The organism is Alkalibacillus haloalkaliphilus, assembly GCF_007991275.1.
Lineage (GTDB): Bacteria > Bacillota > Bacilli > Bacillales > Alkalibacillaceae > Alkalibacillus > Alkalibacillus haloalkaliphilus.
In genome coordinates, this window is record NZ_BJYA01000012.1 from 48,737 (window position 1) to 63,604 (window position 14,868).

The window sequence follows — 14,868 nt, forward strand, 5'->3', positions numbered from 1 at the left end:
CTTATAATATGAAACATTTACGATGAAGTTAATAGACTTAATATAGGAGTGACATAGTTATGGATCGTCAATTAAAAATCGTAGGTGTTTGCGGTAGTTTACGTAAAGACTCAGTTAATAAAAAGTTGTTAGACTTAGTAAAAACAATGCTGCCTGAGAACGTTGAATATGAGTATGCGGATTATTCAGATGTTCCAGTGTTTAATGAGGATATTGAAAAACCAGTTCCTGAAAGTGTACAAAGGTTAAAAGACCAAATTGAAGGTGCTGATATTGTTCTGTTTGCGACACCTCAATATAATGGTTCGTTCTCAGGACCGTTAAAAAATGCAATCGACTGGATGACTAGACCAGCTGGAGATAATTCAATCGGTGGAAAAGTTGCTGGTGTGGTTGGTGGTACACCAGGACAGAGTGGAACGATTCAAGCACAGCTTCATTTGCGTGAAGTATTAAGCCACTTAGGTGTTCAAGTGCCTGCACAACCACGCGTTATGATTAGTGGTATTTATGATATGTTAGATGACAATGGTAACCTTCATTTACCAGAAGTCGAAGTTGAAAACTACAAAAAGATGGTTGATGCACTACTTGTTCAAGTTGAAGCGAAATTAGTTCATGCATAAGCTTAGCAAAGTCGAATGGTTTACGAACCATTCGACTTTTTTGTGGATAAAAAGTCAATTGGTTAACTTAGTTGTGAATTTAAGTAGAAAAAGTGAATAACTTTGTGAATAAATTAGCTTATCCACAAAGCTTAATGGGTGAAAAATATTCGGTTAAAAAGTTATGCACAAGTGGAACCAATATAGGCATGTGTACATATGATGCTCTACAAAGGAGGGGGCATTATATGATGGAGTTAACCATTTCACATGGTTTATATGCTTTAGTGACACTTGTTGTCATATTAACTATGGTGTTCCGTAAAGGTGTTGTTTTACCGACATTAATTGGAACATTTTTAGTTGCGTGGGTTTATAGTGGTAGCTTAGTAACAGGCTTTACGTCAGTGTTTAACGCCAACTTAACAGCAGCTAAAGAGTTGTTTAGCATTTTCTTAATTATTACGTTTATGGTCGCACTCTTACACTCTTTAAAAGATTTAGGTGCAGACCAACAAATGATCGCACCAGTGCAAAAGTTTATGACGAATGGCCATGTTGCTTTTTTAATATTAATAGGTATAACATTTGTAATCTCACTTTTCTTTTGGCCAACACCAGCTGTACCACTAATTTGTGCATTGCTAGTGCCTGCTGCTGTAAGAGCAGGATTGCCAATTATGGCTGCAGCGATGGTAGTCGCCTTAGCAGGGCAAGGAATGGCGTTGTCCTCAGACTATATTATGCAAATTGCGCCAACATTGAGCGCTTCATCAGCTGGATTAGATGCTAGTGTAATTGCAGATAAAGCGTTAATTTTATCTCTCGTTTCAGGTACATTAGCTCTCAGCATCACTTATTTAATGTTTAAAAAGAAAATTAGAAAACCGACTGACCCGTTAAACAAAGAAGAGTTGAAAAAGTTGCCGGGTCAACAAGAAACATCAGAAAAGAACGAATCTCTTGCCAATCATAAATGGAGAAAAGTGTTTGCTATTTTAGTTCCTCTTGCCATGCTATGTATTATGATCTTTATGATTTATACCAAGATAACCGGGGGGCGTACAGGTGGCTTTGAAGGTGGTGATGGTGCAGCATTAATTGGTGGAGTTGCTGTATTACTACTTGCTTTAGCTTCATTAGCCTTTGGAAAAGTAAAGGCTTTAGATCGTATAAGTGAACATATTACAAATGGTTTCGTGTTTGCTTTTAAAGCTATGGGTCCAGTTATTCCAATTGCAGGGTTCTTCTTTTTAGGAAGTGGGGAATTCTCAGGGAGTATTATGTCATTAGGTGATGTGCAACCGCCTGCATTTTTATTCGAGTTAGTAGAGGCAGGACAATCAGCAATTCCTGAAAGTGCCTTTCTAACTGCATTTGGTATATTGCTTGTTGGCATTATTACTGGATTAGATGGGTCTGGTTTTTCTGGATTACCGTTGACTGGTGCGTTATCAGGAGCTTTGGCGACTGGTGGAGTTGATGCAACAACGTTAGCTGCTATTGGTCAGTTAGGTTCGATTTGGACTGGTGGAGGAGCACTTGTTGCTTGGTCATCGCTTGTTGCTGTAGCAGGATTTTGTGGCGTATCTGTCATGGAATTAGCCCGGAAAAACTTTATCCCTGTTATGGCAGGGTTGATTTTAGCTACTTTCGTTGCCTTGTGGATATGGTAATAAAAAAGGTTGGCTTTTATAAAGCCAACCTTTTGTTTATTTTTGCTCTAAACGGCGAATACGCTCATCTAAGTCAGGGTGAGATGAGAATAGACGTGCAACGCCGCCTTTATTATTAATTTTCATTGTTTGGATTGCACTGTCGTTGCTGTTGTCATTAACGCTAGCAACAGTGTTCTGTAATGAACGTAGTGCATGGGCCATTTTATCTTTACCAGCTAAGTCAGCACCACCTCGGTCTGCATGGAATTCACGGTAACGCGAGAATGCCATAACGACAAGGCTTCCTAAGATTGAGAATAAGATTTGGAATATGATGATCGCAGCAAAGTGCACAATCATACGCATTTCAGCACGTACGAAGTTTGCTACAATAGCTGCTACGATACGTGATAAGAAGACTACGAATGTGTTAATAACACCTTGCAATAAAGTCATCGTAACCATATCGCCATTTGAAACGTGTGCCACTTCGTGAGCTAACACACCTTCAACTGCATCGTCATCCATTGATTCTAATAGACCAGTTGAAACAGCAACTAATGAGCGTTTCTTACTTGGTCCTGTTGCAAAAGCATTGACCTCTTTTGAACGATAAATACCAACTTCAGGCATGTGCATTAAACCAGCAGCACGTGACAGACGGTGAACGCGCTCAACTAATTGGCGCTCTGCCGTTGATAAGTTATCATCAGGGTCTAATACGTGAACCTTCATCATTTTCTTAGCCATCCAACGTGACATACCTAAGGAAATAAAGGCACCAGCAAAACCAACTATGATACTAAAAAGAGCTAATGCTCCATAACTTCCAATATTGCCTGTACCATCATATAACGGCCCAATGTTTGTGTATGATGTGATGACAGACCAAACAATGACAATTGTTGTTAAAACGAGAATGTTTGTTAATAAGAAAAACAATATTCTTTTACCCACTAAATTCCCCTACCTTTCATGTTTGTCCTTGTATATTATATCACGAAAACGACATGAGGAAAATGAGTTGCAATTTAGAGTAAGAAAAGTTTCACATATTAAACAATTTAAATAATAAGTACATACATATGTTGTCTCAAGTCACCGTCCAAGCATAGGCCAACATATGATATGACATAGAACTATGTTCAAATATAGGAGGATTCAAATGAACCCATATTACTTTTATACAAATGATTTTGTTAGGGATCATTCGTGTACGTATGTATATGATCCGACGGCTAATCAAACGTTCACTGGACGTGACAACAACGACTGGGTCGAAGGTCAAGCGACGTGGACAGAAGGTGGGGAAGTAACGAAGTGTAACATTCCATGGTCTGACTTAGAGTACATGACAACGGCTGTTAGTAATCAAGCACCTTATGAATGTGGTGAAATGTTAAAGGTGAAGTTTCCTGAAACTGGTCGCGAAATTTTAGTGAAAGTTGTTGATACTGTAGACGGTTATCCGCCTCACCGTTTAAATTTACATCGTCAGGCTTTCTTGGCGTTAGGAGCGGATTTAGATTTTGGTATAATTGATATCGAAATTAAGCGATCACCAGAGTTAGAGGAAGAAATGTTTGGACGCTATTTGTTAGAAGTTTTGCAAATTGCTTACCCAAGATATGAAGTAACGGATTATGAATTTGTAGGTGAAGAAGAGATATCTGGTGATCGTCGTCGGGAAACATATGAGTTTATCGTAGAATCAGATGATGAACGCGTTAAAGTGAGAGGTCAAGTAACTTATAACCCACAAACAGACCGTGTCATATCATTTGATTTAGAAGAAGTGGAAACTGATCATAATAACGGTTAGAAGGAAAGCGCTCTTATAATTTTAAGGGCGCTTTTTCTGTTGTTCTCGTTAGTAATCTCTTGAAGGAATTACAATTGTAAAAGTCGAAATTGAACAGTATAGGGGTGGTATAGTGAACCATGTATTAATTGTAGGTGGAACAGGGATGTTGCGTGATGCAACCTTGTGGGTAGCTAATCAGGCTCGTTTTGTTTCAGTCATTGGACGTACTGAAGAAAAGATGGAACAAGTGACAAGAGATCAATCTAACGTTAACGCTATTTTGGCTGATTATAAAAATGAAAAACAGCTAATGTCAAAATTGCAAGAAGCACAAAAACTTTACGGATCATTTGACTTAGTAGTCGCATGGGTTCACAATATTCCGGGAAAAGACCCGTTATCTGTTATAATGAAATCAGTAAACAATAATAATGAGTGGTCCTTATTTCATGTGACAGGTAGTAGTGCCGATCTTGAGGAAATTAGAGCTAGTCTAGAAGTACCTAGCTACTGTCGCTATAGCCAAGTTCAACTTGGATTTATGGTGGATGAGTCTTTAAATAGATCAAGATGGTTGACACATAATGAAATTTCAAAAGGTGTAATAGACGCTATTAACAAGCAAAAAGATCAATATATTATTGGACAATTAGAACCTTGGGACCAAAGACCGTAAAGAGAGTGAACTAAATGGATTTTGTAGATATTTTATGGTGGATTTTAGTTATAGTACTGTTCTTATCAAGTTACGCTGGTATTATATTTCCGATTATTCCAGCACCGCTTGTTATTTGGGGCGGTTTTTTAGTCTATCATTTTGCAATTAATGATGAATCATTAACAGTGTTTTTTTGGTGGTCGATGGTTGTATTAACTGTGATTGTCATAGTAGCTGATATTATTGCAAATAGTTATTTCGTTAAAAAGTACGGTGGATCAAAACGAGGAGAATGGGCAGCTGCTATTGGTGTCATTGTTGGCTCTTTTATTATACCACCATTTGGTATTTTAATTGTTCCAACTATTGCAGTATTTGTCGTGGAAATGTTGCAAAAGCGAACTTATGAAGAAGCATTTAAAGCATCTATTGGGTCGCTGTTAGGGTTTTTAGGTGGTGCATTTGCAAAGTTTGTTGTCTTAACCGTAATGATTGTTTGGTTCTTTGTATTAGTAATTATTTAAGTTCCTATTATATGACTAAGTGAGGTAGTAGCTAGTGAAAATATTTTTGTTAGCGGTGTTGTTATTTGTTGTCGGGTGTTCTAATGGGCAAGAAGCTGAAGTTGAAGAGAATGTTCTAGAAGATTTATTAGGTGATTGGCATGGTGCGATCGAGGTGCCTGATGTTCCGTTAAATATCCAAGTGTCATTTGAAGAAGATGAAGATGAAGAGGTCATTGGCTTCATCAGTATTCCTGCACAAGGTATTGATCGGTATCCACTTTCTGATTTAGAGGTTGAGGAGGAAGTGGTAAGCTTTGAGATGGATATTCCAGGACAGTTTATTGAGTTTGAAGGTGAGTTAACTGAGAATGAAACGTTTGAAGGAGATTTTAATCAACAAGGGCACACCTTTGATTTTAAGCTTGAACGTGGTTTGCTTGCAGAAGAAGATGATCAAGAGGAAATTAATTGGCTGACTGTTGATACGGAGTTCGGGCCGTTACAAGGCGAGTTATTAGAACCAGAAGGAGAAGAGGCTCAAACAGTTGCTTTAATCATTCCAGGTTCAGGCCCAACAGATCGAAATGGTAATTCACCTGGCATGGAAAATGATAGTTTGAAAATGGTAGCTGAAACTTTAGGTGAACAAAATGTAGCAAGTTTGAGATATAGTAAACGTGGTGCTGGTGAAAATAGTGAAGTGACGATTCCAGAAGAAGAGTTAGCCATTGAAGACTTAGTGGAAGATGCAGTTAAATGGTTACAAAAGTTAGACGAAAAAGAGCAGTACGACCAACTAATCATAGTAGGTCATAGTCAAGGAGCGTTAATTGGGAGCTTGGCAGCGTTACAAGTCGATGTTGATGGTTTAGTTTCACTTGCTGGTGCTGGTCGACCGATGAGTGAAGTTTTACTTGATCAACTGGAAGGTCAATTAACAGGTGATTTACTAGAAGAAGCGGAAATGATTATTGAAAGTTTGCAAGAAGGCGAATATGTTGAAGAAGTTAGTAGTGAATTGTATAGCTTGTTTAGACCGACCGTGCAGCCATTTATAGCAACTTGGTTTACTTATAATCCAACAGAAATAGCTTCATCCATAACTGTGCCAACACTAATTGCACAGGGGACACATGATACTCAAGTGTTTGTTGAAGATGCGGAAAATTTAGCTGAAGCGTATCCTAATAATGACCTGGTCATTGTTGATGGTATGAATCATGTGCTGAAAGATTCACCAAGTCCAAATGATATGTCGTCATATGCTGACCCGTCTATTCCGTTATCGGAGGATTTAGTTGAGGAAATTAACCAATTTATTGAACGTTTAAGTCCCTAAGGCACATAGCTTTAGGGACTTTTTTTAACTCTAGTAATAGACTTTATTTAAGTAACGGCTGAGAGTGTTGGCGATTGCTTGCATTCCATACATTTCAACTTTGCTTTCAGCATCTGAATTGTAGTTCGTATTTGTATTGACATCATAAGTATATATGTTGCCATCTAAGTCATAAATGAATTCAATGCCAGCAAAATCAATTCTATTATCGCTTAAAAATGTTTCGTACTGCTGAATAATAGGGTGTTTGAAATCGCTAATGATTTGAAACTTTTCTTGAGTATTTTCTGTCGTCATGCAAAACTGATCCTCAATAGAACATGCGTCTGCAGGGCATAGTTCGAACCCATCTGAAGTATCAACTTTAACCGCATAGTAGAACTTCCCGTCAATAAACTCACAACGTGTAATTGAAGCATCAGGTGATTCAATATACTGTTGAAGCAAAGTGATACCATCAATAGGCTCTTCAAATTCACCGCTATATACGTAACTTTCCAAAGCCTCTACAGTTTGAAAGAGTTGTACACCTAACCCTTTTCCCGCACGGTTATGTTTTGTGATAAAAGGTTTTTCCATTTTGTGTGCTGCTTCAACTAATTGTTGTTTTCCTACAGTGACGATCGTTTTAGGCGTTTGTATGCCAGTCTTTTGCAATGCTGTGTATTGTCTTGCTTTGTTAATTTCAAGGTCTAACGCATGACTGCCGTTAAGGACAGTGCGATCGTGTTGCTCTAACCACGCTAATACAGCTGTTACTAGTTCAGGTGCATAACGATGATCACGCGTGTGGGAAGAAGCACTCATTCTATTGTAAAAGATTCCTTCGGGAGGTTCTTCTGTTAAATCAATTGATCCTTCGTTAATAAACCAATCTTCGTATGGTACATCCAGTTGGTCCAAAGCTTTGAACAAAGGTTCTGTCCACTCTGAATTTTCATGGATTACATATATTTTCTGTGTCATTACCCCAACTCCTTTAATTCCTATCTGTTTACTAGTATATTGTAAATGCGTTGAAAAGGAAACGGATTAGGCTTTAAATATCTTAAATTAATATAAAAACTACAGAATTCAAGTTTTATTTTAATTCAATTTACTGCTTTCAAACCTACCGATTTGTGCTACAATGGTACAAAAGTCTGAAAATTCGGCATATGATTAAAAGAAAGAGATCTCCAGCATGTTAATTGGGGGAATAAAATTGAAGTTGTTCGCAAAAGTATTAGTCTTTATTGGAATAGTCTCTGTTCTAATTGGGTTGATCCCGGTATTTTTTATTTACCCAAATGAGGATTGGGATTCGTTTTTGGAATTTGTAAATTACATGATGCTTGAAGCTGATGAGCGGTTACTATGGCAGGTTGGTGCTGTCATTTGGGTGCTTGGTATATGGAGATTGAGAAAAGAGAGGAAAAAAGGGAGAATCTTTTATTGATGAAGACTCAACTTACATAATAATCACTCGCCTAAGGAGAAGGCGAGTGGTTGTTAAATTACAGGTATTTGAATTTCGGATAAGAATTCCTCAGGTTTATAAGTGATGTAATGGTCAATAATTGTTCGTTCAATCGCATCACCATTAATGGTAAGTTGATTTTCTTTTATAAATTCCATTATTTGAGCATAGTACTGTTTTGAATTAATTCGTTCATCATTACAATACATACAGACGTATTGTCCTGCAGGTAATGTGGTTGCAATATCATCGGTAACGTTTTCTTCTTCAACGAGTAGAAATACTGAATTGTACTTTTTTCGTTCTTCACTTTGTAATTGATTAATAGGTAGAGTAACACCGACAGAACCGATGAAAATTGAGGACTTCAGCTTTGCGATGTTCTCTAAGCGCCTTAAAGAAATTTCAAGTTCAGAATGTGAGTTAATAGGCTTTTGAATTTGAATAATTTTACGTTCGCTAATTGGTTTAATGAAAGGTTTGCCTATGTTTTGGTTACTTTTAGCCCATTCAAGTTCAGAGATTCTGTTTTGCACTCGCTCGTTTATATTTTGTAACTCGTGAATTTTATTTTCAGTTTCTTGCTGTTGTTTTTTTAGTATATCTAGAAAGAAATTTAGATCTCGTTTATCAAATTGTTCTTTAATATCTTTTAATGAAACACCGAGGTTTCTAAGATAATTGATCGTATTTAGATGTTCAAACTGATCGGTAGAGTAATAGCGGTAATTATTGTTCTGGTCAACTTCAATTGGTTTAAATAAATCAATTTCATCGTAGTACCTTAGTGTCTTAACTGAGATGTTGTGTAGTTTGGCTATTTCTCCAATTGTAAAGCGGTCTTTCATGTTAGCCACCTCTAAAATCTATTCTACTGCATTTTTAATTTCATTTACCATTTCACTTATTGACTGAAGTCCACCATCTGCAATGTACCAGTATTCAGGGTTTAAATAGAATATTTGATTGTTTTGATAAGCAGTTGTATTTTCAATTAGACTGTTTTCAATTGTTTCTTGTGCTGTAGCTTCTCCCTCAACAACCGCATCACGGTCTATTACGAATAAATAATCTGGATCTTGCTCAACGATAAATTCAAATGAAATGTTTTGCCCGTGTGTTGCAACATCAATGCTGTCATCAACTGGTGTGACGCCTAACATATCGTGAATTAATCCAAAACGGGAACCAGAACCATAAGCGCTAACACTACCACCAGTTGCAAGTGTAATAAGTCCTGTTTGATCACTTGAAGATGTCAGCTCTTGAACAGCATCAACTTCAGCTTGAACCTCATCAATTGCTTCGTTTACTTCATCTTGAACGTTAAATATGTCACCAATTATACCAACATTACGTGAAATTGACTCCATGTAAGCTTCAGAATCCGTTTCAACGTAAACAGTAGGAGCTATTTCCTCAAGGTCTTCATAAAGATCCGCTTGCCTTCCAGATATAATGATTAAATCAGGATCCATTCCATATATTGCTTCAAAATCAGGTTCTTTTAAGCCACCAGCATGCTCATACTCATCAGACTCGTAATGAGATAAGTAAGAAGGAAGGTTATCTTTTGGAACACCAGTTACTGATAGGTCTAATGTGTCTAATGTGTCCAACATTCCTAAGTCAAATACTACGACACTTTCGGGATTTTCAACCACGGTTGCTTCGCCGAGTTCGTGTTCTATCGTAATAGTATTCTCATCTTGTGCGCTGTTCTCATCAGTTCCACAAGCAGCTAACGTTATTAAAACTAAACTAACAATAATAATTAATTTTTTCATTTTGATCACCTCATATTTTAATTTTTAACCGAAATACACACAAACTTTGCAACGGTTCATCTGTCGGATTGGAATGTCCATGTCGTATATTTCACGAAGTGTAGATTCTTCGATTATGTCATCAACTGGTCCTTGTTTAATAATAGCTCCATCTTTCAATGCAACAATGTAATCTGAGTAAAAGGATGCGAAATTGATATCGTGAATGACAATGACAACCGTCTTACCTAATTCATCTACTAATCTTCTTAACACTTTCATAATTTGTACAGCGTGCTTCATATCTAAGTTGTTAAGAGGTTCGTCGAGTAGAATATACTCGGTGTCTTGAGCGATGACCATGGCTATGTGAGCACGCTGTTTTTGACCACCACTTAACTCATCAAGGTACTGATTCTCTAAATCTTCTAATTCCATAAAAGCAATAGCTTCATTAATATATTCTTCATCTTCTTTTGTTAAATGACCTTGTGAGTAAGGAAAACGACCAAATGATACAAGTTCACGCACTGTTAATTTAACGGTAATATGGTTCGCTTGTTTTAAGATTGCCATCTTTTTAGAGAGCTCACGACTTTTCCATTCACTCATCTTCTTGCGGTCGATATTGATTTCACCAAGATCATATTGAATGAGTCGGCTTACTGCAGAAAGCAAAGTACTCTTACCTGCACCATTTGGCCCGATGAATGATGTCACTTTTCCTTTTTGAATGTTGACTGACACATCATCAACAACGGTTTTGTCACCATATTTTTTAGAAAGCTCTTTAACTTCAATCATGCTCGACTCTCCTTTAATAGTAGATAAATAAAGTACACACCACCAACGAAATTAATAATGACACTGATTGTAGTAGAGAAAGTAAAGGCTCTCTCAACAATGAATTGTCCTCCGACTAAAGCAATCACACTAATGAGCATTGCTCCGATAATCAGTTCACGGTGTCGATAGGTTTTAAGAAATTCGTAAGCTACATTGGCCACAAGCAACCCTAAAAATGTAATAGGGCCAACTAATACAGTGGCAATCGATATTAAGATTGCGACAATTATAAAGATTTGTTTCACAACGTAATCATAGTCAACACCTAGATTAATTGCCTGGTCTTTACCAAGTGATAAAACATCTAAGTATCTTGCAAATTTTAAAAAATATAAAGCAGTTACAACCATCCCGGCTAGTGCTATATAAAACAGGTCAGTATTGACGTTGTTAAAGCTAGCGAACATCTGGTCTTGAACGACTTGGAACTCATTTGGGTCAATTAACACTTGCATAAATTCTGATAGACTGCTGAAAAACGTTCCTAAAATTAACCCAACAAGTAAAAGGAAATATATATTTTGCCCTTCTCTTTTGAAAAGAAAACGGTAAAGCAGTAAAGCGAAAACAATCATTAAACCGACTGATAAAAAGAAATTAAAGTATTGATTCACGATTGTTAAATGAGTTGAACCAAAGACAAAAATAAGCCCTGTTTGAATTAATAAATAAAGAGAGTCTAAACCAATAATGCTCGGTGTTAAGATCCGGTTATTAGTTACGGTTTGAAAGATTACTGTCGAAAAGGCAATAGCGCTACCTGTTAATATAATTGCTAGTATTTTCATAGTTCTTCTTGGGAGTACATAATCCCAATGTTCTCCTAAATTCCAAAAAAGAAATAATGTCGTTAGAAGTAGGGCGATCGCAGCGAGTATGATTAGTTTGGTTTTGTTATGCATATGCCTTTCTCCTTAATAACAAGTAAATAAATATACCACTACCAATTACGCCCACTGTTAAGCCTATCGGAATTTCGTATGGGTAAATAACGACACGTCCTAAAATGTCACACGCTAATACGAACAAAGCACCTAAGACAGCTGTGTGCGGCAAGTTTTTGCGTAAATGATCCCCACGGTATATGGAAACAATGTTCGGTATGATTAAACCAAGAAACGGAATTAACCCTACTGTTAGAACGACTACCGAAGTTGCGACAGCGACTATAATTAGCCCTAAGTTGACGATTTGTTTATAATTCATGCCAAGGTTTGTAGAAAAATCTTCTCCCATACCAGCAATTGTAAATTTATTAGCGTAAAAATAAGCAATTGCAAGCAATGGAACACTTATGTATAACAGCTCGTAACGCCCTGCTAGAATCATAGAAAAATCTCCTTGAAGCCAAGCTGTCATACTTTGTATTAAATCATGTTGATAAGCAAAAAATGTTGTGATGGAACCGATAATATTACCAAACATAATCCCTACAAGTGGAATAAAGATTGCATCTTTAAACTTTATCTTCTCTAAGATCTTCATAAAGATCATCGTCCCTAATACAGCAAATGCCATAGCTGTAATAGCTTGCTGCATCGGGCTTGCTGATGAGAATACAAGCAGGGAAACAAGAATGCCTAACCTAGCAGAATCCATTGTGCCCGCGGTTGTGGGGGAGACAAATTTATTTCGACTTAGTTGTTGCATGATTAATCCGCATACAGCCATTGTTGCTCCAGCGATCAATATACTGGCTAAACGCGGAATTCGGCTTTGTAACATGATTTGTTGCTGTTGTTCAGTTAATTGAGCTATGTCCGTTAGACTTATGTTTGTTGCTCCTATAAACAGGGAAATGATGGACAACACAATTAAAACTGGGACTAAGTATTTTAACTTCATATGACACAAACTTTCTGCTCAAGATTCTCATTTTGAATAATTGATAATGATTATCAATTCCAAATAAAATAATAAACTCTCCAGTGGGTGGAGAGTCAACGAATAAATGAGAATTATTTTCAATTATTTTTTCATTTGTGCTTCATAAATGGAAAGTTGAGGACATATACTAAACGGTGTGTGCGTCTTGAAATAAAAAGGTGTTAATAATTTGTTCGTTATATAGTATAATTAAAGTGATGTGTTTTGGTGGGGCTCCTCTGAATTGTATTGTTTTTAAATACTTTGAATTTAAGGGATTTTAATGTACAATAATGGAGAGTGAAGAACACAAAAGGAGAAGCCATCGGTGCGGCAACACCAATGGCTTTGTACAATAGCTCTCTAAAGGGAGCGGCTCGCTACAGGTTTGGTAATCACCCATGCTCACCAGGCTAATGGGTGGTTACTCACTTTCCAACTGACAGAATGGCTGCAACTAATGATCCGAAAGAGACCATTAAGAAGAGCGTTTCAAAAACAGTCATAAGCATCACCCTCTTTCAGAGAGCCAGCCACCACCCATGAGAACCCTATTGTACAACTTTTATTGTAACATAAATTATAAGAAAATTTTGTATATTTGTAATAGATAATCCATTGGCCTTATAAAACCCTCTAAACAAGTATGTCTAGAGGGTTTTTGTTATGCTTAACTTGTATTTTTCGATAAGAATTGCCAACAAATGAGTTGATTTTATAATAATGATATAAGTCCAAGTTCATACATGATTTAAATTTAAACTGAGTTACATATAAAAGCTTTAAAAAAATCGTTCAAATGCCCTACAAAATTACGTGATCAATTATAATGTGTATAATTAGGGCTGCAGTCACAATACGAAGTAAAGGTTTAACGTGATCAGGATTTAATTTACCCGCTAAACGTACACCAACTTGCGCACCAATTAATGAACCACCAATTAAGGCAAATGTAATCGTCCAAATGATATGACCTGCTGCAATGAAGCTAATGGCAGCTCCAAAACAACTAGCGAATGTCGCAATTCTCATCAATCCAACTGCACGATAGTAAGCTATTCTCATGTATGAAAATACGTAAAACATGAGTGTACCTTGTCCAGGTCCAAATAAACCGTCATAAATACCAATCCCGAATAATAGAGGAGTTCCACGCGTTTTAAAACGAAAGTGGTTTTTGCCTGAGAAGTCCCCCTTACTAATAAATGAGAAAAGAAAGGCAAAGATTAAAAGGCCAATTGCTATTTTGTACATTAAATCAGGTGGTAGAGAGGAAGCGATCATACCTCCTGCGACTCCACCACCTAAACTAATAGGAATTATTTTTAACCCTTCTTTCATCGTCACACCTTTATGCCTTAACACCATTAGGAAGGTGACAAATGAACTGATTGAATTGGTTACTTTGTTAGCACCAATAGCCGAATGGACTGGAACACCTAGAGCTAGCATAGCTGGTAAACTAACAAGCCCACCACCACCGGCTAAAGTACCGAGAATAGTTGCGGTTAATCCGACGAAAAAAAGTATGACTAAGTCAAGCATGTAATCCACATCTTTCTGCTATTAATCTTTTGCTTTAATTAATTCTTTTAGTTCTTTATCGTTTTGTTCATGTAATAGATTAATAATCTTACTGCCTACAATTACACCATCACTATATTGAGTTAATTGCTTAACATGATCAGGCGTTGATACTCCAAACCCAGCTAAAACAGGGACAGAGCTTACAGATTTTAAGTGCTGAAAATGTTCACTTAAAGAGTCATCAAAAGATTGTCTTGCACCTGTAATCCCATTGACTGTAACGGCGTAAAGAAAACCTTGTGAAGCAGCTGCGATTTTTTCCATACGCTCTTTTGAACTTGTTAATGATACGAGTTGAATTTGAGCTATATTAGCCTGTTCGCGAGCCTTTTCAATTAAACTAGTTTGTTCAAGTGGTAAGTCAGGGATGATTAGTCCGTCGACACCAGCAACTTTTGCATCTAGCATGAATTGATCGACGCCATATTTATATATAGGGTTTATATAAGTCATGAAAATAATTGGAGCTTGGATTTTGATTCGTTCTTCTTTGAGTATATCAATAATATGAGGTAAGGTCACCCCGTGATCTTGTGCTCGTTTGCCGGCTTCTTGGATTGTTGGACCATCCGCAACAGGATCTGAGAATGGAATACCGACTTCAATTGCTGTAGCTCCAGCTTCGTCTAATTTTTGTAATGTAGGGATGAAAGAGTCTAACCCTCCATCTCCAGCCATAATATATGGAATGAATATTTTCTTTCCTTCATTAATTGTTTCATTTAAAGTTGCTTCAAGATAATCTTTTCCATACGTGACAGTTTGCATTTAGAC

17 protein-coding genes are annotated in these 14,868 nt (G+C 37.0%); 7 read left to right on the forward strand and 10 right to left on the reverse strand.

What is annotated here, in order from left to right; genetic code table 11:
- Positions 1-59: 59 nt before the first annotated feature.
- Entirely contained in the window at positions 60-626 is a 567-nt protein-coding gene (locus tag AHA02nite_RS08845) for an NADPH-dependent FMN reductase (RefSeq protein ID WP_146816433.1), read from the forward strand.
- Between the two features lie 230 nt (positions 627-856).
- Positions 857-2,281: a hypothetical protein gene (locus AHA02nite_RS08850; protein WP_146816655.1), complete on the forward strand. Its 1,425-nt coding sequence runs from the start codon at positions 857-859 to the stop codon at positions 2,279-2,281.
- 36 nt (positions 2,282-2,317) lie between these two features.
- Here AHA02nite_RS08850 and htpX read toward each other — a convergent pair whose 3' ends face one another.
- Entirely contained in the window at positions 2,318-3,220 is a 903-nt protein-coding gene (gene htpX, locus AHA02nite_RS08855; RefSeq protein ID WP_146816435.1) for a protease HtpX, read from the reverse strand.
- Positions 3,221-3,428: 208 nt separating this feature from the next.
- Between htpX and AHA02nite_RS08860 the strand changes: the two genes are divergently transcribed.
- The 4 genes from AHA02nite_RS08860 to AHA02nite_RS08875 all read left to right on the forward strand — a co-directional run bounded on the left by AHA02nite_RS08860 (position 3,429) and on the right by AHA02nite_RS08875 (position 6,570).
- Entirely contained in the window at positions 3,429-4,085 is a 657-nt protein-coding gene (locus AHA02nite_RS08860) for a DUF3889 domain-containing protein (RefSeq protein ID WP_146816437.1), read from the forward strand.
- A 112-nt stretch (positions 4,086-4,197) separates the two neighbouring features.
- A complete protein-coding gene (locus AHA02nite_RS08865) occupies positions 4,198-4,743 on the forward strand; it encodes a Rossmann-fold NAD(P)-binding domain-containing protein (protein WP_146816439.1) in 546 nt (181 codons plus the stop codon).
- Positions 4,744-4,757: 14 nt separating this feature from the next.
- Entirely contained in the window at positions 4,758-5,249 is a 492-nt protein-coding gene (locus AHA02nite_RS08870) for a DUF456 domain-containing protein (protein ID WP_146816441.1), read from the forward strand.
- Between the two features lie 34 nt (positions 5,250-5,283).
- Positions 5,284-6,570, forward strand: a complete 1,287-nt coding sequence (locus AHA02nite_RS08875) for an alpha/beta hydrolase (protein WP_146816443.1) — start codon at positions 5,284-5,286, stop codon at positions 6,568-6,570.
- 30 nt (positions 6,571-6,600) lie between these two features.
- Here the strand turns inward: AHA02nite_RS08875 and AHA02nite_RS08880 are convergent, their stop codons facing one another.
- Positions 6,601-7,536 (reverse strand): ATP-grasp domain-containing protein, encoded by a 936-nt coding sequence (locus AHA02nite_RS08880; protein WP_146816445.1) that lies wholly within the window; start codon positions 7,534-7,536, stop codon positions 6,601-6,603.
- A gap of 238 nt (positions 7,537-7,774) precedes the next feature.
- Here AHA02nite_RS08880 and AHA02nite_RS08885 point away from each other — a divergent pair, with 238 nt between their 5' ends.
- A complete protein-coding gene (locus AHA02nite_RS08885; RefSeq protein ID WP_146816447.1) occupies positions 7,775-8,008 on the forward strand; it encodes a hypothetical protein in 234 nt (77 codons plus the stop codon).
- 53 nt (positions 8,009-8,061) lie between these two features.
- Here AHA02nite_RS08885 and AHA02nite_RS08890 read toward each other — a convergent pair whose 3' ends face one another.
- The 8 genes from AHA02nite_RS08890 to trpA all read right to left on the reverse strand — a co-directional run bounded on the left by AHA02nite_RS08890 (position 8,062) and on the right by trpA (position 14,862).
- Entirely contained in the window at positions 8,062-8,877 is an 816-nt protein-coding gene (locus AHA02nite_RS08890; RefSeq protein ID WP_146816449.1) for a MerR family transcriptional regulator, read from the reverse strand.
- A gap of 18 nt (positions 8,878-8,895) precedes the next feature.
- The gene (locus AHA02nite_RS08895) at positions 8,896-9,816 is read right to left on the reverse strand and encodes a siderophore ABC transporter substrate-binding protein (RefSeq protein ID WP_146816451.1); all 921 of its coding nucleotides are present in this window, start codon (positions 9,814-9,816) and stop codon (positions 8,896-8,898) included.
- A 24-nt stretch (positions 9,817-9,840) separates the two neighbouring features.
- Entirely contained in the window at positions 9,841-10,599 is a 759-nt protein-coding gene (locus AHA02nite_RS08900; RefSeq protein WP_146816458.1) for an iron ABC transporter ATP-binding protein, read from the reverse strand.
- Positions 10,596-11,543 carry an iron chelate uptake ABC transporter family permease subunit gene (locus tag AHA02nite_RS08905; RefSeq protein WP_146816460.1) on the reverse strand — a complete coding sequence of 316 codons (948 nt, stop codon included), beginning with the start codon at positions 11,541-11,543 and terminating at the stop codon, positions 10,596-10,598. Before AHA02nite_RS08905 ends, AHA02nite_RS08900 begins: the two co-directional genes overlap by 4 nt.
- Positions 11,536-12,486 carry an ABC transporter permease gene (locus AHA02nite_RS08910; RefSeq protein ID WP_146816462.1) on the reverse strand — a complete coding sequence of 317 codons (951 nt, stop codon included), beginning with the start codon at positions 12,484-12,486 and terminating at the stop codon, positions 11,536-11,538. The genes AHA02nite_RS08905 and AHA02nite_RS08910 overlap by 8 nt, the downstream gene beginning before the upstream one ends.
- Positions 12,487-12,935: 449 nt before the next feature.
- Positions 12,936-13,019: a putative holin-like toxin gene (locus AHA02nite_RS15455; protein WP_370871972.1), complete on the reverse strand. Its 84-nt coding sequence runs from the start codon at positions 13,017-13,019 to the stop codon at positions 12,936-12,938.
- Positions 13,020-13,311: 292 nt separating this feature from the next.
- Positions 13,312-14,052 (reverse strand): sulfite exporter TauE/SafE family protein, encoded by a 741-nt coding sequence (locus tag AHA02nite_RS08915; protein ID WP_146816657.1) that lies wholly within the window; start codon positions 14,050-14,052, stop codon positions 13,312-13,314.
- A gap of 21 nt (positions 14,053-14,073) precedes the next feature.
- A complete protein-coding gene (gene trpA / locus AHA02nite_RS08920) occupies positions 14,074-14,862 on the reverse strand; it encodes a tryptophan synthase subunit alpha (protein WP_146816464.1) in 789 nt (262 codons plus the stop codon).
- Positions 14,863-14,868: the final 6 nt, after the last annotated feature.

Excerpts from the sequence above, each read along its gene's own strand:
- AHA02nite_RS08845 (WP_146816433.1), top strand. The coding sequence starts at position 60 with ATGGATCGTCAATTAAAAATCGTAGGTGTTTGCGGTAGTTTACGTAAA.
- AHA02nite_RS08850 (WP_146816655.1), top strand. The coding sequence starts at position 857 with ATGGAGTTAACCATTTCACATGGTTTATATGCTTTAGTGACACTTGTT.
- AHA02nite_RS08860 (WP_146816437.1), top strand. The coding sequence starts at position 3,429 with ATGAACCCATATTACTTTTATACAAATGATTTTGTTAGGGATCATTCG.
- AHA02nite_RS08870 (WP_146816441.1), top strand. The coding sequence starts at position 4,758 with ATGGATTTTGTAGATATTTTATGGTGGATTTTAGTTATAGTACTGTTC.
- AHA02nite_RS08880 (WP_146816445.1), bottom strand. The coding sequence starts at position 7,536 with ATGACACAGAAAATATATGTAATCCATGAAAATTCAGAGTGGACAGAA.
- AHA02nite_RS08890 (WP_146816449.1), bottom strand. The coding sequence starts at position 8,877 with ATGAAAGACCGCTTTACAATTGGAGAAATAGCCAAACTACACAACATC.
- AHA02nite_RS08895 (WP_146816451.1), bottom strand. The coding sequence starts at position 9,816 with ATGAAAAAATTAATTATTATTGTTAGTTTAGTTTTAATAACGTTAGCT.
- AHA02nite_RS08900 (WP_146816458.1), bottom strand. The coding sequence starts at position 10,599 with ATGATTGAAGTTAAAGAGCTTTCTAAAAAATATGGTGACAAAACCGTT.
- AHA02nite_RS08905 (WP_146816460.1), bottom strand. The coding sequence starts at position 11,543 with ATGCATAACAAAACCAAACTAATCATACTCGCTGCGATCGCCCTACTT.
- AHA02nite_RS08910 (WP_146816462.1), bottom strand. The coding sequence starts at position 12,486 with ATGAAGTTAAAATACTTAGTCCCAGTTTTAATTGTGTTGTCCATCATT.
- AHA02nite_RS15455 (WP_370871972.1), bottom strand. The coding sequence starts at position 13,019 with ATGCTTATGACTGTTTTTGAAACGCTCTTCTTAATGGTCTCTTTCGGA.
- AHA02nite_RS08915 (WP_146816657.1), bottom strand. The coding sequence starts at position 14,052 with ATGCTTGACTTAGTCATACTTTTTTTCGTCGGATTAACCGCAACTATT.
- trpA (WP_146816464.1), bottom strand. The coding sequence starts at position 14,862 with ATGCAAACTGTCACGTATGGAAAAGATTATCTTGAAGCAACTTTAAAT.